The 22297-nt window shown below is 67.1% G+C and carries 18 protein-coding genes, 1 tRNA gene and 1 pseudogene; 11 read left to right on the top strand and 9 right to left on the bottom strand.

Features of this window, described 5'->3' with window-relative positions; genetic code table 11:
• Nucleotides 1-65 precede the first annotated feature (65 nt).
• Complete coding sequence (locus BM150_RS08840) at nucleotides 66-1538, top strand: sunset domain-containing protein (protein WP_092925958.1); 1473 nt, start codon at nucleotides 66-68, stop codon at nucleotides 1536-1538.
• Nucleotides 1539-1790: 252 nt separating this feature from the next.
• Here BM150_RS08840 and BM150_RS08835 read toward each other — a convergent pair whose 3' ends face one another.
• Nucleotides 1791-2231 (bottom strand): Lrp/AsnC family transcriptional regulator, encoded by a 441-nt coding sequence (locus BM150_RS08835; RefSeq protein ID WP_165400710.1) that lies wholly within the window; start codon nucleotides 2229-2231, stop codon nucleotides 1791-1793.
• A gap of 74 nt (nucleotides 2232-2305) precedes the next feature.
• Between BM150_RS08835 and ddaH the strand changes: the two genes are divergently transcribed.
• Nucleotides 2306-3175 carry a dimethylargininase gene (gene ddaH, locus BM150_RS08830; RefSeq protein ID WP_092925954.1) on the top strand — a complete coding sequence of 290 codons (870 nt, stop codon included), beginning with the start codon at nucleotides 2306-2308 and terminating at the stop codon, nucleotides 3173-3175.
• 114 nt (nucleotides 3176-3289) lie between these two features.
• Here ddaH and BM150_RS08825 read toward each other — a convergent pair whose 3' ends face one another.
• The gene (locus tag BM150_RS08825; protein ID WP_092925952.1) at nucleotides 3290-4174 is read right to left on the bottom strand and encodes a YceI family protein; all 885 of its coding nucleotides are present in this window, start codon (nucleotides 4172-4174) and stop codon (nucleotides 3290-3292) included.
• A 486-nt stretch (nucleotides 4175-4660) separates the two neighbouring features.
• Between BM150_RS08825 and htpX the strand changes: the two genes are divergently transcribed.
• Nucleotides 4661-5536 carry a zinc metalloprotease HtpX gene (htpX, locus tag BM150_RS08820; RefSeq protein ID WP_092925951.1) on the top strand — a complete coding sequence of 292 codons (876 nt, stop codon included), beginning with the start codon at nucleotides 4661-4663 and terminating at the stop codon, nucleotides 5534-5536.
• A gap of 470 nt (nucleotides 5537-6006) precedes the next feature.
• Here htpX and rfbA read toward each other — a convergent pair whose 3' ends face one another.
• On the bottom strand, nucleotides 6007-6906 hold the full coding sequence (gene rfbA, locus BM150_RS08815; RefSeq protein WP_092925949.1) for a glucose-1-phosphate thymidylyltransferase RfbA: 900 nt from the start codon (nucleotides 6904-6906) through the stop codon (nucleotides 6007-6009).
• A 77-nt stretch (nucleotides 6907-6983) separates the two neighbouring features.
• Nucleotides 6984-7475, bottom strand: coding sequence for a YajQ family cyclic di-GMP-binding protein (locus tag BM150_RS08810; protein WP_092925947.1), 492 nt, complete (start codon nucleotides 7473-7475; stop codon nucleotides 6984-6986).
• Nucleotides 7476-7594: 119 nt separating this feature from the next.
• Between BM150_RS08810 and BM150_RS08805 the strand changes: the two genes are divergently transcribed.
• Nucleotides 7595-7675, top strand: a tRNA-Tyr gene (locus BM150_RS08805).
• Between the two features lie 415 nt (nucleotides 7676-8090).
• A complete protein-coding gene (locus tag BM150_RS08800) occupies nucleotides 8091-9803 on the top strand; it encodes a P-loop NTPase fold protein (protein WP_175496741.1) in 1713 nt (570 codons plus the stop codon).
• Between the two features lie 46 nt (nucleotides 9804-9849).
• On the opposite strand, the gene BM150_RS08795 is transcribed toward BM150_RS08800, so the two are convergent.
• Both BM150_RS08795 and BM150_RS08790 read right to left on the bottom strand, forming a co-directional pair.
• The gene (locus BM150_RS08795; protein WP_139219487.1) at nucleotides 9850-10635 is read right to left on the bottom strand and encodes a GNAT family N-acetyltransferase; all 786 of its coding nucleotides are present in this window, start codon (nucleotides 10633-10635) and stop codon (nucleotides 9850-9852) included.
• A 53-nt stretch (nucleotides 10636-10688) separates the two neighbouring features.
• Nucleotides 10689-11987 (bottom strand): pentapeptide repeat-containing protein, encoded by a 1299-nt coding sequence (locus tag BM150_RS08790; protein ID WP_092925941.1) that lies wholly within the window; start codon nucleotides 11985-11987, stop codon nucleotides 10689-10691.
• A 216-nt stretch (nucleotides 11988-12203) separates the two neighbouring features.
• On the opposite strand from BM150_RS08790, the pseudogene BM150_RS08785 reads away from it, so the two are divergent.
• Nucleotides 12204-13116, top strand: a pseudogene (locus BM150_RS08785) (haloalkane dehalogenase).
• A gap of 177 nt (nucleotides 13117-13293) precedes the next feature.
• Here the strand turns inward: BM150_RS08785 and BM150_RS08780 are convergent.
• Nucleotides 13294-14904 carry a solute symporter family protein gene (locus tag BM150_RS08780; RefSeq protein ID WP_092925939.1) on the bottom strand — a complete coding sequence of 537 codons (1611 nt, stop codon included), beginning with the start codon at nucleotides 14902-14904 and terminating at the stop codon, nucleotides 13294-13296.
• A complete protein-coding gene (locus BM150_RS08775) occupies nucleotides 14901-15320 on the bottom strand; it encodes a DUF485 domain-containing protein (RefSeq protein ID WP_092925937.1) in 420 nt (139 codons plus the stop codon). The genes BM150_RS08780 and BM150_RS08775 overlap by 4 nt, the downstream gene beginning before the upstream one ends.
• A gap of 796 nt (nucleotides 15321-16116) precedes the next feature.
• Here BM150_RS08775 and BM150_RS08770 point away from each other — a divergent pair.
• From BM150_RS08770 to BM150_RS08755, 4 genes are read left to right on the top strand one after another with little or no spacing between them, the layout of a single operon-like run.
• A complete protein-coding gene (locus tag BM150_RS08770) occupies nucleotides 16117-19698 on the top strand; it encodes a sensor histidine kinase (protein ID WP_245755369.1) in 3582 nt (1193 codons plus the stop codon).
• Between the two features lie 59 nt (nucleotides 19699-19757).
• Nucleotides 19758-20198, top strand: coding sequence for a roadblock/LC7 domain-containing protein (locus BM150_RS08765; RefSeq protein ID WP_092925935.1), 441 nt, complete (start codon nucleotides 19758-19760; stop codon nucleotides 20196-20198).
• A gap of 7 nt (nucleotides 20199-20205) precedes the next feature.
• The gene (locus tag BM150_RS08760; protein WP_092925933.1) at nucleotides 20206-20823 is read left to right on the top strand and encodes a DUF742 domain-containing protein; all 618 of its coding nucleotides are present in this window, start codon (nucleotides 20206-20208) and stop codon (nucleotides 20821-20823) included.
• Nucleotides 20804-21409, top strand: coding sequence for a GTP-binding protein (locus BM150_RS08755; RefSeq protein ID WP_092925931.1), 606 nt, complete (start codon nucleotides 20804-20806; stop codon nucleotides 21407-21409). The genes BM150_RS08760 and BM150_RS08755 overlap by 20 nt, the downstream gene beginning before the upstream one ends.
• A gap of 86 nt (nucleotides 21410-21495) precedes the next feature.
• On the opposite strand, the gene BM150_RS08750 is transcribed toward BM150_RS08755, so the two are convergent.
• Complete coding sequence (locus tag BM150_RS08750) at nucleotides 21496-21813, bottom strand: hypothetical protein (RefSeq protein WP_092925929.1); 318 nt, start codon at nucleotides 21811-21813, stop codon at nucleotides 21496-21498.
• 186 nt (nucleotides 21814-21999) lie between these two features.
• Between BM150_RS08750 and BM150_RS08745 the strand changes: the two genes are divergently transcribed.
• On the top strand, nucleotides 22000-22266 hold the full coding sequence (locus BM150_RS08745; RefSeq protein WP_092925927.1) for a hypothetical protein: 267 nt from the start codon (nucleotides 22000-22002) through the stop codon (nucleotides 22264-22266).
• Nucleotides 22267-22297 lie beyond the last annotated feature (31 nt).

Raw genomic sequence — 22297 nt, 5'->3', positions numbered from 1 at the left:
CGTGCCGGTGTCGGTCGTGCTCGCACTCGTCGCCGGTTGACTTCGCGAGAGAAAGGACCGCAGCGGTGACGTGGCTGTTTACCCAGGTGTGGCTGTGGAGCCTGGCCGCGTTCGCGGCAGGTGTGGCGGCCACCTGGCTGCTGTTCGTGCGGCCCGCCCACCAGCGGCTGCGTGAGTTGCGGGACCGCTCGTCCGCCGAGGGCGACATCGCGCTGTGGGAGTCCGAACCGGTTCCGGACAGTGAGTTCCACCGTTATTCCGAGCTCGACCGGGACACCGGAACGACCCGCGACACCGCGGTCCAGCCGGTTCCGGAGAACGGGACACCGCGCGACCGCGCCCCGGAATCCGGCACCGAAGCCGCCGCGCACCGCCCCGAGAGCTCGGACGCGGCCACCCCATACGGATCGGGCGCCGCCGAATGGCCGACCGAGCACGTGCCCCGACCACTGGGCAGTCAGCGCGCGCGCTGGATGGAGGCCGCCTCCGAGGACTTCGGCGGATCCGTCTTCGCGGCCGCACCCGGGACGGAAGGCGCGAGTAGCTCCGCGACGGGCGAGTGGGAGCCCGTTCAGGAGACGCCGCGCGGTTCCGACACCGCTTCCTTCGACGAGTCAGAGCTGCGGCTGGAGCGGGAACGCGAGCTGCGTGAGGAACATCCGCGCAGACAACCCCCCGAGTCGGCCCCAGCGCCGGGCGGCGCCGAGTGGTCCGCGACGCCCACCACACCAGCCGAGGTGAGCTCCGGCGCGGAACTCTCCGGCCCTGCCGGGGACCGCGCGTGGTTCTCGGCCGCGGAGTTCGACATGTACGACACCGACAACGTCGCCTCGGAGACCACGCGACAGTTCGGCGGTTCCGAGCGTCCCGGTTCGGGGTCGGAACCGGGCGAGCCGCGTCGGGGGACGGCAGCCGGTGAGCAGGCGGGGGAGCGCTCCGGTGAGTCCTCCGAGGGGGAACTCACCGGCAGGCTGCGTTCACTGTTCGAGCCGATGGTGACGCCCGGAATCGACCCCGACCGCAGCGGTGCCGAACTGCCGGACAGCTCGGCCTCGCCGGTGACCGAGGGTGCGGATTCCGCCCCGGGACCGGAGGGAACAACGGGTGGGACCACCCCCGCAGGGCCCACCGACTCCGCGTCGGGTGGTGCCGCGGGTGTCGACGAGACCCCCGAAGGGCTTCCCAGAAGAGTTCCGGGGGCCAACACCCGGCGCGGTGGCTCCGCCACCAACGCCCACTCCGTGCTGAGCGGAAACGTCCTCGACAACCCGGGCCGGGGGAGGTCCTCGGACGCGACGGCAGGCGAGTCCGGCACCGACGCCGGGAACGAACCGCAGGAGTGGTACCCCGACGAGAAGTATCCGGAACAACCGAGGCCGGACGAGAGCTACACGGTCAAGGGGCAGTTCGGCTCGCGGCAGTACCACACCACCGACTCGCCCTATTTCGATCGGGTGGTCGCGGAGGTGTGGTTCCGTGGTCCGGCGGACGCCGAGCAGGCCGGTTTCGTCGCCTGGGACGGCCGCTCGCGCTCCTGAGCGGCCCGGGCGGTGTCGATTTCCCGCGAAATCGCCGCGCCGCTTCGACACAGCGCCGAACTCCCACCACTCACGCAGGCCGCACTCCGACCACCCTCGCGGTCGGCACCGCCGCGGGTTCTCCCGTGCGGCGCTCGCGAGGACGCCGGAGACGTTGTGTAGGTCGCTACCCGAAGTCGCCGGACCCGCAGCGAGAGCCGTGCGAGAGGTTCCGCCACAGCAGTAGCTACGCCCCACACGCCGAGCACAGTTCTACGCCTGGGGTGGTCTGTCGAGTAACCGCGACAGCACCACCGTGGAAACGGTCCGGTTGATGAACTCGACCGCACGCAGCCGCTCCAGCGCGGTTTCGAGGTGATGGATGTCGGCCGCACGCAGGTGCACGATCGCGTCCGCCTCCCCCGAGACGGTGTAGGCGCGAACCACCTCCGGCAGCGGTTCCAGCCCCGCGAGCAGTCGGTCGGTGGGCACGTTGCCGTGGCAGTGCACTTCCACGAAGGCCTCGGTCCCCCAGCCGAGCGCTTCCGGGTCCACCACGGCGGTGAAGCCCTGCAGCACGCCGTTGTCCAGCAGTTTGTCCACGCGTCGTTTCACAGCGGGCGCGGAGAGTCCCACCGCCTCGCCGATCTCCGCGTAACTGGCCCTGGCGTCGGTGACCAGTTGCGAAACGATTCGTTGATCCAGGGGGTCCATGTGCAACATTCTGCCGTATTCGCCGCAATGAAGGCGCATTGAATGCTGCAAAAGCAGGGATTAGATTACGTAATATGTCGGTCTCCACTGTCGCAGCGCCCGATCCCGTTCAACGGCATGACACGGCCGGGAACGTGCCGACGAGGCGTCACTACGTGATGTGTCCCCCGGAACACTTCACGGTGGAGTACTCCATCAATCCGTGGATGGACCCGGACGAGCCCGTCGACACCGAACTGGCGATGTCGCAGTGGCGTGAGCTCGCGGGCATCTACCGTCGGCTCGGTCACACCGTCGAGACCGTGCCGCCGCAGCCGGGACTGCCCGACATGGTCTTCTCCGCGAACTCCGCCACGGTGATCGGTGGCCGAGTGCTCGGTGCCCGGTTCAGGTCACCCGAACGCGCTCCCGAGGCCGAGCACTTCCGGAGGTGGTTCTCCACGAGCGGCTACCGCGATCTGGTGATGCCCTCCCGGATCAACGAGGCCGAGGGTGACTTCGCCTGGACCGGACAGCTGCTGCTGGCGGGCAGCGGTTTCCGGACCGATCCGCAGGCCCACGCCGAGGCCCAGGAGGTGCTCGGCGTCCCGGTGGTATCGCTGCGGCTCACCGATCCCCGCTACTATCACCTGGACACCGCGCTGTTCGTCCTCCGCAAGGGCGATCGGCCGCAGGTCGCCTACTATCCCGAGGCGTTCTCCGAGGGCTCCCGACAGGTACTGCGCAGGCTCTTCCCCGACGCGGTGATCGCCGACTCCGCCGACGCGGAGTGCCTCGGGCTCAACGGGGTTTCCGACGGCAAGCACGTGGTGCTGCCCAGCGAGGCCACCGGCCTCGCCGAACGACTGCGCGCGCACGGCTACGAACCGCTGCTCACCGACATCTCGGAGCTGCGCAAGTCCGGCGGTGGCCCCAAGTGCTGCACCATGGAACTGCACGAGTAACGGGGGTGGGGCGGAGCCTCCGGCACCGGGTCCCTGTGGCGCGGGAGGCGCGTGCCCGACTCGGTGCGGGACGACGACCGAGCGGGAACGCGAGCTCCGGTGCGAGCTCTCGGGTCACTCCTCCAGCACCGCTTGCACGTCCAGCTCGATCCGTACCGTCGGACCGACAACGCCGATCCCCTTGCTCAACAGCTGCTGCCAGTTGACCGCGTAGTCCTCCCTGCGCAGTTCCGTGGTCGAGTGACACGCCGTTCGGGTGCCGTTCCAGGAGCGCGTTCCCAGGTAGGTGGTGTCCAGCTGCACGGGGCTGCTCCTGCCGCGCAGCGTCAGCTGACCACCGACCACCCAGCGGTCACCGCGCAGCTGGGTCAACCTGTCGCTGCGGAAGTACAGCCTCGGGTGGTTCGCCACGTCCAGAAAGTCGGCGGAGCGCAGATGGTCGTCACGCATGCGCACTCCGGTGTCGATGCTGGATGCGTCGATGGCGACCTCGACCACGGACTTCTCGAACGGTTCCCGGACCGTGACGCGCCCCTCCAGCTCGCGGAAGGCGCCGTGGATCTTCGACATGCCGATGTGCTGTGCGATGAACCGGATCTCGGTGTGGTCCGGATCGAACGTCCAGACGCCGGGCTCGGGGAGCGTGCTCTCCGGGTCCCGCTCCAGGCGCACGGATCCGATCGCGGTGTGCCGGTTCGTGCGGACCTCGGCCCTGGTGCCCGTTCGCTGGTAGCCGCCCCCGGTGATCGAGACCTTGTGGGTGCCCGGCTGCACCGTGGCGAGGAAGAAGCCGTACCCGTCGGTGGTTCCGCTGGCCACCTGCTGATTCAGCCGGTTCACCACCGTCACGGTGGCCTCGGGGAGCGGGCGATCGGCTTCGTCGTGTACCTGACAGCTCAGCGTCCCGCCGTCCAGCGGGGTGGGAGGCAGCGCGTTGCTGGCGCCTTCCCGGGCGGGTTTGCGCGCGGCACCACGGCCGAGCAGTTTCGACAAGACCAATCCGAATCCTCTCCGCCGCCTCCCGGATGCCGGTGGCGGCAGTACGCCCCGAACCCGTCCTCCGGCCACGGGCCAGGACGAGCGGCCTCACCGCGCCCGATGTCTCGTCCGGCGGGGGAGCGCGGCCGGGAGCTCCGCCGCGTAGCCACCACAGCAGCCGGTTCGACAACGTTTCGCCGCCGGGCGCGGCCTCGCGTGTCGGCACGGGCCGAGCGCGTGAGTCGTTTACAAGTGTCCCTCAGTTTAGTTTCTTCGCGAGAGAAAGTTGATCGGTGGGGCTATGAGCTCGGTCTCCACCGATTCTGTGACGTGTTCGGCGTGGCGTGTTAAGGAACTGCCGGTCCTCGCGCGACGTTGTCCAGGTGAGTTCTTCACGGGGCGCCCGGCCGGCGTGAATCGCCGCTCACCGTGCGTGGTTCCCGGTCATCGTCGAAGGTGACCGGTCCCCGGAAACTGGTCCGGAAACCGGGCGGAGGCGGGAGTACCTTGCACAGGCATTGGAACGGAGTAAAAACAGCGCTCTTGCTCGGTGCCATGAGCGCACTCATCGTGTTGCTCGGGTCGCTGTTCGGGCGGTCCGGCATGGTCGTGGCGCTGCTGATCGCGCTCGGAATGAACGGCTACGCGTACTTCAACTCGGCCAACCTCGCGTTGCGGTCGATGCGTGCCCGGCCGGTTTCCGAGGCGGAGCAGCCCGCGATGTACCGCATCGTGCGAGAACTCGCCACATCCGCGAAGCAGCCGATGCCCGCGCTCTACATCAGTCCCACCGTGGCGCCCAACGCGTTCGCGACGGGGCGCAACCCCCGCAACGCGGCCGTCTGTGCTACCGCCGGGATCCTGGAGCTGCTCGACGAGCGGGAACTGCGCGCCGTGCTGGGGCACGAGCTCTCGCACGTCTACAACCGCGACATCCTGATCTCCAGCGTCGCGGGCGCGCTGGCCAGCGCGGTCACCTTCATCGCCAACTTCGGGCTGATCTTCGCCAGCTTCGGCGGGGACGACGAGGAACGCCCCAATCTGATCGCGCTGCTGCTGGTGTCGCTGCTCGGGCCGGTGGCGGCAGCCGTGGTCCAGATGGCCGTGAGCCGCTCCCGCGAGTACCAGGCGGACTCATCGGGGGCCGAGCTGACGGGAGATCCGCTGGCCCTGGCATCGGCACTGCGCAAACTCGAACGGGGGACCAAGCAGGCCCCGCTCGCGGCCGACCCGAAGCTGGTCAGCGAGTCCCACCTGATGATCGCCAACCCGTTCCGCCCCGGGGAACGGATGACGCGGTTGTTCTCGACCCATCCGCCCATCGCCGACCGGGTTCGACGGCTGGAAGGACTGGCAGGGCGCCAGCTACCCACCCATTATTAAGAGGGAGCATCAACACTCACGTGCGTGGTTGGGTAGCCGGCACGTGAGTCGGCGCCTTGCTGTGTTGGGCCGGCTCTTGAGTAGCGATCTACGCGGCGAGCGGCCCGGCCTCGCAATGCATCCGACTCACGCACCGGGGACTCTTGCGCTGCGTGGCTCCGAATGATGGATTCCGTGGCCTGGGACGTAGCTGCTCGCTTGGCGGAACCTCCGGCACGGCTCTCGCTGCGGGTGCCCCGACATCGGGTAGCGACCTACACGACGTCGGGGCCGTCCTCGCGAGAGCCGCACCGGAGAACCCGCGGGTGGTCGGGCTGCGTGGGTGGTCGGAGTTCGGCCCTGCGTCGTAACGGCGCGGCGATTTCGCGAGAAATCGACGGCCACCGGGCCACAACGCCGTACTGGCGCGGCGATTTCGCGAGAAATCGACGCCGCCCGGAAATCGATGTCGCAGGGACGTCGGAGCCGACTCACTCGGCCTCGGCGTCCAGCTGCCGTCCGGCAATGGCCTCGGCGATCTCCATGACGTACTGGCCGTAACCGGACTTGGACAGCCGCCCCCCCAGCTCGTAACACTCCTCGGGTGTGATGTACCCCATGCGCAGCGCTATCTCCTCCAGGCATGCGATGCGCACTCCCTGGCGGTGTTCCAGCACCTGCACGAACTGCCCAGCTTCCAGCAGCGACTCGTGCGTGCCCGTGTCCAGCCAGGCGTAACCGCGATTCAGCTCGATCAGGTGTGCGCGACCCCGCTCGAGGTACGTCGTGTTGATGTCGGTGATCTCCAGCTCGCCACGGTTGGAGGGGCGCAGCGTACGGGCTATGTCGACCACCTCGTTGTCGTAGAGGTAGAGCCCGGTGATCGCCTTGTTGGAGCGGGGGGCGGCCGGTTTCTCCTCCAGTGAGACCAGCTTGCCCGCGCCGTCGGTCTCGCCGACGCCGTATCGTTGCGGATCGCGCACCGAGTAGCCGAACAGCGTGCAGCCCTCCAGCTCGGCGGTGCTGTGCTGCAGCAGTTTCGAGAACCCCTGTCCGTAGAAGATGTTGTCGCCGAGCACGAGCGCGACCGAGTCGTCGCCGATGAAGTCCGCGCCGATCAGGAACGCCTCGGCCAGTCCGTTGGGCTCGGTCTGGGTCTCGTACTCGATGCGCAGCCCGAGGCTGCTGCCGTCGCCGAACAGGCGACGGAACAGCGGAAGGTCCTCGGGCGTGGAGATCAGCAGGATGTCGCGGATCCCCGCCAGCATCAGCACCGAGAGCGGGTAGTACACCATCGGCTTGTCGTAGACCGGGAGAAGCTGCTTGGACACCACCTGGGTGACCGGGTGCAGCCGCGTGCCGTTGCCCCCGGCCAACACGATTCCCTTCACCGAGTTCTCCCGTCGACGGTTGCGAGTGCTGTGCGTGCGGCGTGCCTACTCCGCGAGCGGGCTGGTCCCGCCTCCGCTCAACGGTAGTTCTCGAACTGCAGTGCCACGTCGAAGTCGCTGCTTTTCAACAGCGAGATCACTGCCTGCAGATCGTCCTTCTTCTTGGCCGAGACCCGCAACTGGTCGCCCTGGATCTGTGCCTGCACCCCCTTGGGGGCCTCGTCGCGGATCTTCTTGGAGATCTTCTTGGCCGTTTCCTGCGCGATGCCCTGCTTGAGGCTGCCGGAGACCCGATGCACCTGGCCCGAGCCGACCGGTTCGCCCAGCTCGACGGCCTTCAGTGAGATGCCCCGCTTGACCAGCTTCTCCTTGAAGACCTCGACCGCGGCCCTGCAGCGCTCCTCGGTCTCGGACTCCAGGGTCACGGCCTCCTCGCCGGCCCAACTGATCTTCGTCCCGGTTCCCCTGAAGTCGAACCGGTTCGCGAGCTCCTTGGCAGCCTGGTTGAGTGCGTTGTCCACCTCCTGCCGGTCGACCTTGCTCACTACGTCGAACGACGGGTCCGCCATGTCGGAAACTCCTCACGTGGGCTGTTGTGGTGAGCGAATACGCTACCCGGCCCCCCTTACACGAGCGCGGGTGCCGGTATGTATGATTTTGGTACAAGCCAACAGCGGATGGCTGCTACGCCGGGTTGCCCGAGCGGCCAAAGGGAGCTGACTGTAAATCAGCCGCGCAAGCTTCAGAGGTTCGAATCCTCTACCCGGCACAACCGATAACACCGCCCTCTGACCCGCGAAGACGGGGCAGGGGGCGGTTTCTTGTCTCCGGACCTGTTGAACCGTGTGCCAGGGCGCGGCTCGATCCGTGCACGGAAATCGCTGTTCTCGACACGAGCGGTAGTACTGACTGCGAGGATGTCTCCGATGCGGATGTGGGATCGGCTCGGGGCGGGTCAGGCTGCTTCAGCGGCCAGTGCGGCAGGACGGAGTGCGTCGATACCTCGTCGGGGCGAACCGGGAAACCGGTGCGGCACGGCTCGCCGTCGCTGACGGGCGCTCGGCGGCGACACGACGCGGAGAACTCTCATCACTCCGAGGTGAACCGGTGGAAATCGCTGTTGGGAGAGGACAGAGGTGCAACCGTCGGCGGACGATCGTTTCGTCGTTCTCAACGACGAGCCCGTGAGCGAGAACGGGGAGGACCTGCTCGGTACGAGTGATACCGCCGACAGGCTCTCCGACCTGATCGTCTCCTCGCGGGACTCCACTCCGTTCACGCTCGCGATCGACGCCGGCTGGGGCATGGGCAAAAGCAGCCTCATGCGACAGCTGCGGCTTCGGCTGGACGGGACGGAAGGAGTGCGGACGACTTGGTTCAACGCCTGGACCTCGGGTTCCGACGCCTTGGAAGTCCTGATCAAATCCGTGCTGCTGCGTTTCGACCGGAACATCCTGCGCAGGGCTTACCACAGGGTCGCCGGAGCGCCGCGGTTGTCGAGGTGGCTTCGCATCGGGTTCCGCCTCGCGATGACCGCATTCGGCCTTCGACGGCTGGTCGACGAGCTCTGGGCGCAGCTTTCGGTGGATCCGAAGTCGCGCGACGAGATTCGGGGCGCGGTGAGGGACATGGCCCAGGAGTGGGTGAACTCGGCGAACTCGGCGGGCAAGCAGATCGTCGTCTTCGTCGACGATCTGGATCGCTGTCGGCACGATGTGGTGGTGACCGTCTGCGAGGCGATCAAACTCTACCTGGACGTCCCGGGGCTGGTGTTCGTCATCGGCTGTGATCAGTCCGCGCTCAATCGCAGTATCCAGCAGGCGGACATCGCGGGCGCTCATCCGGCCGGGTACCTGGAGAAGATCGTCCAGGTGAACTACCACTCGCCCCAGCCGGGGCAGCGCCAGGTGCGTGACCTGGTCAACGGCTACGCATCGAGGTCGGGTACCTCGCAGTTCTTCGACGAACACGTGCTGAACTTCGTCGCCGAGCGCACCGGGCGTAATCCGCGACGCATCAAGAGGCTGATCAACAGTTTCGTGCTCGAGTACCACCTCGACAAGGAGTGGCAGGACTTCGGCGCGAAAATCCTGGTCAGAGTCCTGCTGCTGCAGCACTTCTATCCGGCGTTCTACAGACTGCTCACCAGCTCCGCCACCGAGGATCCCGTGCAGGAGTTCCTCGAGTACCACGATGTTCGTGAAAACATCAACATGGGCGGTACGAACCCTGAATCGTGGCGGGATGTCTTCACGAAGTACAAGATCGAATCGCCTGGCGAGAACGTTGACCGTGATGTGCTCCGCGACTATCTCGGGCAGCTGGAGCAGCAACTTCCGGAGTCCTTCCCCAGGCTTGTCACCGATGAAGTGTTCACCACCACGCTGCGTCAGTTGAAGGAGTCTCCGCACTTCGATCACCTGCGACAGCACCTGCAACGTCGGCGGTTCCGGTTCGATCCGGGCGGGATCGCCGACGCCGAGGAGCGGTTGCCGGGCGAGCGCACCGACATGCGGGGTGGGTACGCGCTCGTCGTGGACGACGTCTTCGCGGAGAAGAACGGTGAGTTCTCCGACACCGGAGGGATCGTCACCACCCTGCGGGAGTGGGGGGCGAAGGTGGACACCGCCAGCGACTTCGAGTCGATGAAGCGGGCCATACGTGGCAGAGTTCCGGACATAATCGTCTCCGACATCAACCGGCACGGTGTCGACGATTCCGGGTTGCAGGACGTTCAGGCGCTGCGTGACCAGAACATCTACAAGGGACCCGTGGTTTTCTACGTGGCACGTGTCACTCCCGCGCGGCGCGAGTGGGCCGGTGAACTGGACGCCGTCGGGGTGACCAACAGCTTCAGCGAGGCGATGGAGTGGGCCAGAATGTCGATATTCGGGTGAGCCCGGTTTTCCGGGCTCCACCGTTCCCGCCGATGCGCCGATCGGTTCACGCCGTCCTCGTTCGGGCGGGGACCGTTTCGGCGACGGGCTTCGTGAGCTCCCGGTAGTGGTAGCTGGACTTAGTAACGAATCCCAACCGCTCGTAGAGGTCGCGTGCGGCGACGTTGTCGGCCGTCACCTGCAGCCAGGCGTGCTCGCTTCCGAGTTCGACGGCACGTTCCAACAGGCCGCGAAGGACCGCGCTCGCGTGGCCGCCACGTCGCGCGTCGGGCCGGACCGCCATGCAGTACACCCCTGCCCAGGAACCGACCAGGGCGAGCCGTCCCACCGCGGCGGTGCCGTGCCGGTCCTCGCCCGTCGCGTACAACGCTTCACCACCGGTGAGCACGTCGTGGGCGATCGCCCGCGACTCGCGTCCGCCGCGCCCGTCCACCGCCCACCACAGATCCAGCCAGGCCGAGTCCGGCCGGTTCAGCACCCGTACTTCGCGGTGGGGCGGTGGAGTCCGGCGCAGTACGTCCTCGATCGGCGCGACCTGAACGATCGTCGGCGTTCGGACTTCGTATCCCCGCCGAGCCAGTGCGGAGTCCAGACCGGAGGGCCGCGCGGCTGGGCCGATCTGGAACACGGGCGGCAGTCCGCGGCCGCGGTACAGCTCCTCGACGCGGCCGATGGCGTCGGCGAGGTCGTTCGGGCAGTGGACCGGCAGGACCGAGTTGGCCCGCCGCGTCACTCCGTCGGAGAGCCGCGCGATCCAACCGTCGATCGTCGTCTCCCGAATCGCGGGCCATCCCCGTCGCATGAGCGTCTGCAGCTCGGCAAGTGAGATCACGGTTTGAGCATAGTGATGCAGCAAGATGCATTTCTACGCGTTTTTGGCCGTGTTCAGCCCTGCATCCGCCGGATCGTGTCGCGACTGTCCGAAGCGGATGGGTACTCGTCGGGCTCCGCCACTGAACCGGGTTCGCCGGGGGGCGCCGCCAGATCCTCGGCCTTTCCCGCTCCGGTGTTCGGCGGTTCCCCGGTCTGCACTCCGGGTCTTTCGTACTCCCCCGGGACGCTGCCGGGCAGTGGCGGACTTTCCCCGAACGAAGGTTCCGATGGAGTTTCCCGATCCGAGTCAGCCGTCCGGACGTCCCGGAACGAGGAAGACCCGTGGAACACCGCCCCCGCCAGGCTCAGCCACTCCCCGAACACCGCCCGGTCGAAATCGGCCTCGGCGTGGAACTCCGCGCGGTCCAGCCGTACGAACCGCCGGAACGTGGTGTCGGCGAACCACGCCTCGCGCTGGAAGACCGTCTCCCTGGCGCGAACCTGTCCGGTGAACTCGGCCCGGTCGAACACGGCGGGGCCGAGAAACCGCGCGCGGTCCAGCCGCACGTGATGCGCCCGGCAGTCCACCAGGTTCCAGTCCTGCAGGGTCGCTGTCGTCAGGTCCAGACTGATGTCGTGCCAGAACTTCGGATTGTTCGGCTCCCCGGCCGCGTCCGGATCCGGCCGGAGGTGTGACCAGATCAGCCGCTGCGCGGTACGCCTGACCTGCTCCTCCTGCTGCTGTCGCTCCTGCTCGTCGCCGACCTCGAAGCCGTTGATCGGTACGAGCAGCGAGGGTTGTGCGCCGTTCATCCGGCGGGTGGGCGGTCGCAGCCCCAGCCGCTGCGCCCGGTTGGTGCTTCGCGTGTCACTCGCTCCGGGCTGTTCCGGGTCGACGGGCGTGAACGGCATCCGCAGGTAGGCGCAGAACAGGTCGACGACCGTCTGACGATGTGCCGGGTTGTTCTGCCCGAGCCGTTCCAGCGCGTAGAGCGCCGCCAGTCGTACCGGCGCCTTGTCCGAGCCGAGCTGCTCCGCCGCCGCCGCGTACAGCTCGGTGACCCGCCGTTCGGTGGCGTCGTGTCTGGCGTCGGCGGCCGCTCGCTCCTTCTGGTCGAGTGAGAGCTCGGTGGCCCGCTGCCTGCGCGCCGCCAGCAGCAGTGCGACCCCTCCGCCGGTTCCCAGCACGATGCTGCCCGCGACCTTGACGGCCTCCAAACGGGCCTTGTCCCGGTCGCTGCCGCTGCCGAACGACCCCAGCAGCAGCCACATCGACAGGCTCGCCACCAGCAGCAGCACGCCAGCGCCCACCCAGATGGCCCAGGCGGGCATGACCGGAGTGCGTCTGGCCGTCGTGGTGCCGTTGGACATCGTGAGCTGGGACTCCTGGAGGCGTTGTCCGGAGCCGGGACGCCCCGGGCTCCCCGGAAGTTCCGGCGAGAGCTCGGAATCGAGCCGTACCCGAGATTAGCACCGTCCCGACACCTCGTGTGGCGGTTCGGGCGCACCGGGTGTTCCAGGTTCCGGTGCTTGCGGAACGGCACGGTTCCGTGGACGCAGTGCGGAGCGCGGTTGTAACGTCCCCGCATGCGCGTACTGACCACGCCCGAAGAGCGCTTCGAGGCGATCCCCGGATTCCGGTACTCCCCCCCACCACGTCGAGCTGTCCGATCAGGACGGCGGAACGCTGCGCATGGCCTACGTCGCGGCCGGTCCGGCGGACGGCCCGACGGTACTGCTGCTGCACGGGGAGCCGAGCTGGTCCTTCCTCTACCGTGACGTCGTGTCGGTGCTGGCGGAGGCGGGCATCAGGGCCATCGCTCCCGACCTCGTCGGTTTCGGTCGTTCGGACAAGCCGTCCGAGATCGGCGACCACAGCTACGCGCGGCACGTCGAGTGGCTGCGCCAGTTCGCCTTCGACGTGCTCGACCTGCGTGAGATCACCCTGGTGGGACAGGACTGGGGCGGGCTGCTGGGACTGCGGCTGCTCGCGGAGCACCCGGACAGGTTCTCGGGTGCTGTCGCGGCCAACACCGGCATGCCCACCGGCGATCACGACATGCCCGAGGTGTGGTGGCGATTCCGCAGGGCCGTGGAGCAGGCGGAAACCCTCGACGTCGGTCGACTGGTCGCGAGCGGATGTGCCCGGCCGATGTCTCCGGAAGTGCGCGCCGCCTACGACGTGCCGTTCCCCGACGAGTCCTACAAGGCCGGGCCGCGCGCCATGCCGGGCCTGGTGCCGACCAGCCCGGACGATCCGGCCACCGAGGCGAACCGCGCCGCGTGGCGAGCGCTGGCCGCGGACGACACACCCGTGCTGACCGCGTTCAGCGACAGTGATCCGATCACCGCGTCCATGGGGCCGGTGCTGCGCAAACTGCTGCCGGGTGCGGCCGGACAGCGGCACGCGACCATCGCCGAAGCCGGTCACTTCCTCCAGGAGGACGCGGGTGCCGAACTGGGTCGCGTGGTGGCCGAGTTCGCGCGCCGTTCGAACTGAACACCGGCAGAGCCGAACGCGGCCAGCGCGGAACGGCGCCGGAACCGGACGGCGCCGGAACCGGACAGGGGCTGTGCGGTTCCGGCGCGAGAGACGGTGGAACGAGACTCCGCGGGGGCGCACCGAACGACCCCCGCGGAACCGAGCCGACGAGATGCCGCGGACGGTGAGGACTCGTCAGTACACCACGTCCCGTGAACCGATACCGGTCAGCGAGCGCACCTTCATCGCGTCGAAGTCCTCCGGATCGGCGGAACGCGGCCGTACGAGGGTGCCGATGACACCGCACAGGAACGACATCGGGATCGACACGAGACCCGGGTTGCTCAGCGGGAAGAAACTGAAGTCCACCGAGGGGAAGACGGAGTCGGCGGACCCGGAGAACACCGGGGAGAACAGCATGAGCAGCAGGCAGGATCCGAGCCCGCCGTACATCCCCCACAGGGTTCCGCTGGTGTTGAACCGCTTCCAGAACAGCGTGAACACCAGAGTGGACAGGTTCGCGGAGGCGGCGATCGCGAAGGCCAGTCCCACGAGGAAGGCGATGTTCTGCCCGTTGACGAGGATTCCACCCAGGATGGCCGCGACACCTATGACCATCGCGGTGATGCGCGCCACCCTGACCTCGGAGGCCGGGTCGGCCTTACCGCCGCGTATCACGTTGGCGTAGAAGTCGTGCGCGAACGAGGCGGACGCCGTCAGGGTCAGGCCCGCGACCACGGCGAGGATGGTCGCGAAGGCCACCGCGGAGATCACACCGAGCAGTACCGTTCCGCCGATCTCGTAGGCGAGCAGCGGAGCGGCGGAGTTCTCGCCACCCGGCGCGTTGTTGATGGTCTCGGTGCCCACCAGTGCCGCCGCGCCGAATCCGATGACCAGCGTGCAGAGGTAGAACAGCGACATCAACCAGGTGGCCCACACGACCGATCGGCGCGCTTCCCGTGAGTTCGGCACCGTGTAGAACCGCATCAGCACGTGGGGCAGTCCGGCCACGCCGAGTACCAGTGCCATCGACAGCGATACGAAGTCCAGCTTCGTCAGCGCGCTTTCGCCGTACTGGGCGCCCGGGGCGAACAGGCGTTCACCGAGCGGGTTGTTCTCGGCGGCGCGCTGCATCAGGCTGCTGAAGTTGAAACCGAACTTGCCCAGCAGGAAGAGTGTTATCAGCGCCACCGACAGCAGCAGCATGACCGCTTTCAGTATCTGCACCCACGTGGTGCCCTTCATGCCGCCGATGAGCACGTAGAAGACCATGACCACGCCGACCACGGCGATCACCAGGGCTTGTCCCGTGCCGCTGCGAATGTCCAGCAGCAGGGCCACCAGATCGCCCGCTCCCGCCATCTGCGCGACCATGTAGGCGATCGTGATGAACAGTGTGGACACGGCGGCCGCGGCACGCACCGGACGTCGGCGCATCCGGAAGCTGAGCACGTCGCCCATGGTGAACCGGCCGGTGTTGCGCAGTCGCTCCGCGACCAGCAGCAGGTTCACCAGCCAGGCCACGAGAAAGCCGATCGAGTAGAGGAACCCGTCGTAGCCGTGTACCGCGATGGCACCGGCGATGCCGAGGAACGAGGCAGCGGACAGGAAGTCACCGGAAAGCGCGACTCCGTTCTGCGCACCGGAGAAGGTTCCCCCCGCCGCGAAGTAGTCGCTGGTGTTCCCGCTGCTGCTGGCCCGGTAGGCGATCAGCAGTGTGAGCAGAATCAGCCCGGCGAACACACTGATGTTGACGACGGGACTGGTGTCGCCGAGCGGGGACTGCTGTTGCGCCAGTGTGTTCACGGCTGACCACCACCGGCGGTCTCCCGCAGCTTGTCCACCTCGGGGTCCACCCGCCGCTCGGCGAACTTGACGTAGAGCGTGGTGATCAGGAGCGTGGAAACGAACTGTCCGACCCCGAACAACAAGCCGACATTGATGTTGCCGAAGACCGGCTCGGCCATGAAGTCCGGCGCGTAGGCGGCCAGTAGTACGTAACCGAGATACAAGGCGAGAAACAACACGGTCATCGGCAGCACGAAGCGCTTCAGCCGTGAACGCAGTTCACCGAATTCCGCGGATCCCGCAATTCCGGCGAAATCGGGGCCGGTTTTTCCGCCGCGTGCCGCGCTTTTCTCGATACCGCCGAAGGAAGCGTGCGTTTTCTCGCTTCGCTCCCCGTGCCGCGCGCGCAGTGGTGGTGGCGTCGTGTTGCTCATGCGCCCTTCTTCCGAAGTCGGTTAACTGTGTCGGTGGGGTTGTGCCGATTCGGTGTGTTCGGCGCGACCACGTCGACAGCCGACGCGAATCGCGGCGCCTCCCGGCCGTGGTGTCGGCCCGCCGGAGCCTGTCCGGTCAGCGCAACATACTACGTCCTTGTTCCCGCTATCGGGGGAATCCTGTTGCTTCCTCCGCCGTAGTCGGACGGATGTGCGGTCCGGACTTCGGGGCATGGCCGAGAGGATCTCGCTCTGTCGTGTCGCAGCTCATGGGCCATTACCGATGAGTACCACAGCGGCTCGACGGCGTCGCACCTGTCCCGGTTTTCACAGTCGGTCGAACACGCTAGGGTATTGCGGTTCGGCACCTTGTGCGAACTTTCTCCGTCCTTCGTGTGTCACGCTACCGGGCAAGCCTAAAACATGATCTTCTATGCGCCCGGATGTCCTGTTCAGGCGGTCGGGGTGGAAAAGTCGCCCCGCGATCGGTACCTTGTCCGCTATCTTTACAATCCGAGATGGCCACAAGCCGCGCGTCACCCGTTCGAAAAGGCTGGTGAAGTGACCCTCGCGGTACGCGACTATTGGTGACGGAGCGTATTGTGGGGATCACGTCCGCCCAGAATACCGCGTACCGAAGTGATCCGGGATGCGCTCGGAGCGACTCGGGGAACACCGGGATATGCCTTCACTCGGCCGGGTGGCACAGGCGCCGTTCTCCTACGATTTGTTCGTTCGGAAGGGACCGCACCGTGACAGAGCAGGACGAACGACAGCTTGACTTTCGGGAGCTTTCGTGAGTGCGGCGGCACGACGGGCGAACCGGGAACAGGTCCGAGACACCCGAGCCGCGCGGAACAGGCCCGGTGGCGCGCGGCGCGCCTCACTGCGCGACTGGCGGAACTGGCGGATCCCGGTAAAGCTCGGCGCCGTCGTGCTCGTTCCGGTCGTGTTCGTGCTCGCGCTCGGTGTTTTCCAGATCAACGACGAGGTTTCCCAGGCGAATCGTTACAAGGAGATCAGCAGGCTTACCGAGGCGCGGGACAGTATCCAGCCGCTGCTGACCGGACTGCAGTCCGAGCGCACCAGGGCCGCCGAGCTGCTCGGTGATGCCCCCGGTGCTCGACAGGAGTACCAGCAGCAGTACGAGAAGGTCACCGAATTCGTGGAGCAGGCGCCGCGGGTGCTGGACAACGTGCAGAAGTTCAGCCCGGTGACCTCGGCGCAGTTCGACCAGCTCCGCGGGCAGCTCGGGAAACTGCGCGAACTGCGCAAGGGAGTGATGACCGGTTCGCTGCGGCCCGTCGACGCGATCGGCACCTACAACGAGATCATCAGCTCGCTGCTGTCGATGGAGCGCGCGGTCATCAACACCATCGACGACTCGAGGCTCTACAGCACGATCAGCGCGCTGCACGAACTCTCCAGGGCCGAGGACGAGATCCGGATCCAACGTGCCCTGGTGGACGCCGCGCTCCCCCGGAGCGATTTCACTCCCGACCTGACCGACGCGCTCAACGACTCCAGGGCCCGGCTGGACTCGCGGATAACCAGTTTCGAGTCCGTGGCCAACTCCGAGCCGAGACAGGCCAGGCAGGTCGTCAACAGCGACGTCATGCAGCGGTGGTTGGAGACCGAGGATCAGCTCATGCGGGCGATCCGGGTCGACGAAGTGCGCTCCTCCCTGACGCTGGACCAGTGGAACCAGCTTTCCGACAAGCTCATCAACAGCACCACCCAGGTGCGCTACGAGCTGTCGAAGCAGTTCAACCAGCGCGCTTACTCGTTGTACGACGAAGCCAGCGACCGGGCCGGACTGACCACTGTGATCATGGTCGCGGGGCTGATCGTGGCAGCTGCCATCATCGTCGTGATGGGGCGCAATCTGCTCAGGTCGCTGGATCAGCTGCGCCGCGGCGCGCTGCACGCCGCTGACGAACAGCTGCCCCGTGCCGTCGACCGCATCCGGCACGGGTCCTCCGAATCCGATGTGGAGGTCGACGCGGTGCCGGTGCGGACCACCGAGGAGGTCGGTCAGGTGGCCCGCGCCTTCGACGAGGTCAACCGCCAGGCCCTTTACCTCGCCTCGGAGCAGGCGAACCTGCGGCGCGGTTACAGTGACTCCTTCGTCAACGTCTCCCGGCGCAGTCAGAGCCTGCTGGAGCGTCAGCTGCGACTGTTCGAGCAACTCGAGCACGACGAGGACGACCCGGACCAGCTGGCGACACTGTTCCGGCTCGACCACCTCGCCACCAGGATGCGGCGCAACAACGAGAACCTCATGGTGCTGTCCGGCAGCGACATGGCGCGCCGGTTCACCCAGCCGGTGCAGCTGTCCGACGTGCTCCGTGCCGCGATCTCCGAGATCGAGCACTATCCCCGTGTGGTGGTGCAGTCGCCCCCGGCGGCCCGGCTGGTCGGCTACGCGGGCAGCGACCTGGTGCGGTTGATGGCCGAGTTGCTCGACAACGCCGCGAACTTCTCCTCCCCCGAGACATCGGTCACGGTCTCCAGCCATCAGTCCGAGGACTCCTCGTTGACCATCGACGTGCTCGACCACGGGATCGGCATGGGGGAGCAGGAACTCGCCGAGGCCAACGACCGGCTGGCCTCCTTCGACGAGTACGACCTGTCAACCTCCCGGCGAATGGGGCTGCTGGTCATCGCGCGGCTGGCGGGCAGGCACGGCATCACGGTGCGGTTGCACGGCGGGGACGACGTCGACGGAGTTCGCGCCACGGTCCGGATTCCGCCCGACCTGGTCATTCCCGACGGTTCCGCGCAGTCCACCGTGCGGTCCACGCCCGAGCCGAGCCCTTCCACCATCGAACAGCGGTTGTCCTCCCCAGGTCAGGACGGTTCCGGTAGCACCGCCGCCGAACAGCCGGGACAGCAGGAGGAGGAGCGGCCCCGCAACGGCAACGAACAGACCTCCGCTCCCCGTGCGAACGGGGCCAATGCCAACGGGGCCAACCGTCATCAGATCCTGGAAGGTGGTCTGCCCCGTTTCGATCTGGGAGAGCCCCCCTCGCTGCCGACCCAGCAACGTGGCGGTTCCTCGGCGACCCCCACCCAGCCTCCTTCCCAGGCCGGTGACCGTTCCCGGCCTCCGGAGCAGGGGAACTCGCGGCCGCAGGCTCCGACACCGCCCCCCACGCCGGTTTCCCAACCGGAACCCCCGGCCGCTGCCGAGCCGGTCCGCTCCGCGAGCCAGCAGCGGGATCCCCAGCAGCGGGATCCGGAGCCGTCGGACAGGTTCCGCGGTCTCTTCGAACCTCCGGAGGGTCAGGAGTACGTGGAAAGCACCGAGGAGGAGTCGTTCGGGACATCGCTGCACTTCGACGACTTCGCGTCGGAAGAGGGGCCGGAACAGCGTTACTCGGACAGTGCGCCGACCGTTGTTCACGCGATAGCACCCCGAACCGGTTCGCCAGCGATGTTCACCGACTCCGCACCACAGTGGTTCCACCCGGCACCCGAGGACGCCTATCACCAGACCTCCTCGGGGCAGTCCGGTACCGGTGAGTGGTCCTGGCCCACCGGGGAGGACGACAACGACCGCCGAGTCCCGCACGAGAGGGAGGCCCTCGGTGAAAGGCCCTCCGGCGACAGGCCCAGCGACTGGCCCAGCGACTGGCCCAGCGACTGGCCCAGCGACAGGGGAACCCCCGCGGGAACGCCGGTTCCGCCGGGCAGCACGGAGGAGACCACACAACATCCCCGGGTGGAGGAACCCACCTCCGAGTCCCGTGCGGACCCGAGCGGTTTCACCCCCTCCGGTCTGCCGCGCCGCACACCGCGCGGTCAGTCGAACGATTCCGGTGGTCGGTCCGGAGCCGCTCCTGGCGGTCCGCGAGCCGGTGGGAACGCCGGTACCGCCACCGGTGGCAGAGGACTCAGCTGGATGGAAGAAGCCGAGCTCGAGAAGTCCTCGGACAGTGCCGCCTCCGGATTCCCCGGCGGCGGTCTCCCCGACCAGGGGCCGCGGCACGACCAGTCGCCCTCGACGGCACAGCATGCCGACGCCCCCGGAGCCGAAGCCAACCATCAGCTCGACGGACGAGCTCGACAGCAGCGGAATTCGTCGAGTTGGATCACTCGATCGGAGTCTCCGGTGAACGAGTCCTCCGCGTGGAACTTCGAAACCGACCAGGCACAGCAGGAAGCGGACGCGGCCGCGGATCCACAGCCCTCGGACTACACCTCGGCGGGCTTACCCAGGCGAGTGCCCAAACAGCATCTCGCCCCCGGAAGCGCCCCACCACCGAGCGGTCAGAGTTCCGGGACCCAGAACACACCGGCGCCGGACGAGACCCGTGGCCGGTTGTCGAGTTTCCAGCAGGGTGTGCGTCGGGGCAGGCACAGCGCTGGGGAATAGATAGGTGGGGCCGAGTTCCGCCCGCTCAGCCACCGCCGAACCAAGCAAAAGGAGGCGACATGTCATCTCAGCAGGCGAAGATCGACCAGTTCAATTGGTTGGTCACCGATTTCACGGAGCGCGTCAGCGGAGTAGCTCACGCGATCGTGGTTTCGGCGGACGGGCTGCTGTTGACGTCTTCGGACAAGTTGCCGCGGGACCGGGCCGAACAGCTCGCCGCGGTGGCTTCGGGCTTGTTAAGCCTCACCCAGGGCGCCGCTCGATGCTTCGAAGCGGGGCAGGTCAAGGAGACCATAGTCGAGATGGATCGCGGCATGATGCTGCAGATGTCCATCAGCGACGGTTCCTGCCTGACCGTACTGGCGGCACCGCAATGCGACATGGGCCTGATCGCCTACGAGATGGCGATGCTGGTCGAGCGAGTCGGTCGAATTCTCACGCCCGAGCTGCGTTCGCAGTTGCAGGGCGCTGACAACTCCGTTTCAGAGCAATTGGTGTGAGGCCACCATGAGCAGGGATTCCGGCTACAACGAGCGTCGTTCCGACGATGTCGGGCGGTGGTACGGGCGGGATGAGGAGCAGGACGTGGACGAGGCGACCTTCGCCGACGTCTACAACGGGCTCAATTTCGGCAGTGGGCGCGGCCGGAGCAAACGGAGGTCGGAGGAGCAGGAGGACGCACCGCGTCCGCGGCGATCCGAGCGCACGCGTTCCGACAGCGCCCGGTCCGAGGAGTCGGCCGGTTGGGAGAACGAACCGACGAACCGGGCCGAAGAGGGGGAGGACACTCCAGCGGCCAGCATCCGTTCCTACGCGTGGACGGGGGGACGTACCAAATCCAATGTGGAACTGGAGCTGGAGACACTTATTTCCACCAGCGCGCAGTACCGTCCGGGCACACCCTTGCGGCAGGAGTACCAGTCAGTGGTACAGCTGTGCGGTCAGCCCCGGTCGGTTGCCGAGATCGGGGCGCTGCTTGGTGTGCCGTTCGGTGTGGCCAAGGTCCTGCTGGCGGATATGGCCGAACAGGGTCTGGTCGATATCCACCAGACCGTGACCGACAGCGGCAGTGAACCGCACATGATGTTGATGGAAAGGGTGTTGAGTGGACTCCGCCGGCTTTAAGGCGCCCCAGCAGACCGGAAAATCCTCCACCAGCTCGGCCAAGATCGTGGTGGCCGGTGGTTTCGGCGTGGGTAAGACGACCTTCGTCGGTTCGGTCTCCGAAATCGTTCCGCTCACCACGGAAGCGGTCATGACGGAGGCCAGCCAAGGGATCGACGACCTGGCCGCCACGCCGGGCAAGAACTCCACGACCGTGGCGATGGACTTCGGCCGGTTGTCGCTGGATGCCGATCTGATTCTCTATCTGTTCGGCACGCCGGGACAGCAACGGTTCTGGTTCATGTGGGACGACCTGGTGCGCGGTGCTATCGGTGCCGTCGTGCTGGTGGACACCCGCAGGCTGGCCGACTGCTTCTCGGCGATCGACTTCTTCGAGGACCGAGGTACTCCCTACGTCATCGGAGTGAACTGTTTCGACGGCAAGCTGCAGCACAGCATCGAAGAAGTGCGTGAGGCACTGGCAGTCAGCTCGGACGTTCCGTTGCTGAGCTGCGACGCGCGCGATCAGTCCTCCACCAAGGAGGCCCTGATCGCGCTGGTCCAGTACGCCATGAGCAAGTGGGTGGCCTCGGGCCGCAGCGCTTGAGCACCTTCGGGCACCGTGTCCGGTCCCGGAGGACCAGCCGCCGTGTCGCGGGCCGCCGACTCGTTCGGTGGCCCGCGACGGTTCGCTCAGTCCTGCCCGGTGCTGTCGCCGTACACCAGGTCGTCGGCCTGACGCAGCCCCGCGTCCAATAGCTGTCGCTGCTCCGGGGAAAGTCGCTCCCGGAAGTCCGAGCCCGCTGCCCGCGCCAGCACCATGAGCTTCTTGCCCATCCCCCTCGCCTGGGTCAGCCGCACATCCGTGGCCGCCAGCATCTCTCGTGAGTCGTGGATCAGCTTGCGGTAGCGGTGATTGATCTCGGCGTACCGATCCACGACCTCGAACGCCTCGGCCAGCGGGGACAACCGCGCTGTCCGCACGCGGAGTTGATACGGATCCTGCTGCACACCGAAACCCTATTGAAGTTCTTCGAGCGGGTCGCGGGGTGGCTCCGCACTCGGAGTCGTTCGGTGTCGCTCGTCACAGTCGCTGTTCTCGGTGGTACGACGGAGTCGTCGGTGGCACGGCGGAGTTGGTGTGGCACGTCTCTCACCGTTCCGGGCAAGCGTGACGCGCTCCGTTAGCGTGGCGGTGTGAGCATAGACCGGCTGCGTCGCGCCAGGCGGCGCCAGGCGCGACGCGACTCGTACGCGCGACGCTTCGACGGCTCGGGACAGACCGTCACCGGCGTGGACGGGCTGTTCGAGGCGGGCAGCAAGTACCGACTGGAACGGGCCGAATGGGTGGCCGTCGCCAAGGAGGACGACAGGGAGAGCGCTGCGGGACCGCTGGATCTTCACTCCGGGCGTGTCCGGATGCGTCGCGGCTCCGAAGCCACCGGTTCGGAATCGGAAAAGTGAGTGACCCGGCCCATCGGTGACTCGACAGGAG

The organism is Actinopolyspora alba, from assembly GCF_900112765.1.
Classification (GTDB): domain Bacteria; phylum Actinomycetota; class Actinomycetes; order Mycobacteriales; family Pseudonocardiaceae; genus Actinopolyspora; species Actinopolyspora alba.
This window is presented reverse-complemented; position numbering and strand designations above follow the sequence as displayed.

Bases quoted from the DNA above. Each gene is read 5' to 3' on its own strand.
- BM150_RS08835 (WP_165400710.1), bottom strand. From the start codon at position 2,231: ATGGACCCCCTGGATCAACGAATCGTTTCGCAACTGGTCACCGACGCC.
- ddaH (WP_092925954.1), top strand. From the start codon at position 2,306: ATGTCGGTCTCCACTGTCGCAGCGCCCGATCCCGTTCAACGGCATGAC.
- BM150_RS08810 (WP_092925947.1), bottom strand. From the start codon at position 7,475: ATGGCGGACCCGTCGTTCGACGTAGTGAGCAAGGTCGACCGGCAGGAG.
- BM150_RS08790 (WP_092925941.1), bottom strand. From the start codon at position 11,987: ATGTCCAACGGCACCACGACGGCCAGACGCACTCCGGTCATGCCCGCC.
- BM150_RS08775 (WP_092925937.1), bottom strand. From the start codon at position 15,320: ATGAGCAACACGACGCCACCACCACTGCGCGCGCGGCACGGGGAGCGA.
- BM150_RS08765 (WP_092925935.1), top strand. From the start codon at position 19,758: ATGTCATCTCAGCAGGCGAAGATCGACCAGTTCAATTGGTTGGTCACC.
- BM150_RS08760 (WP_092925933.1), top strand. From the start codon at position 20,206: ATGAGCAGGGATTCCGGCTACAACGAGCGTCGTTCCGACGATGTCGGG.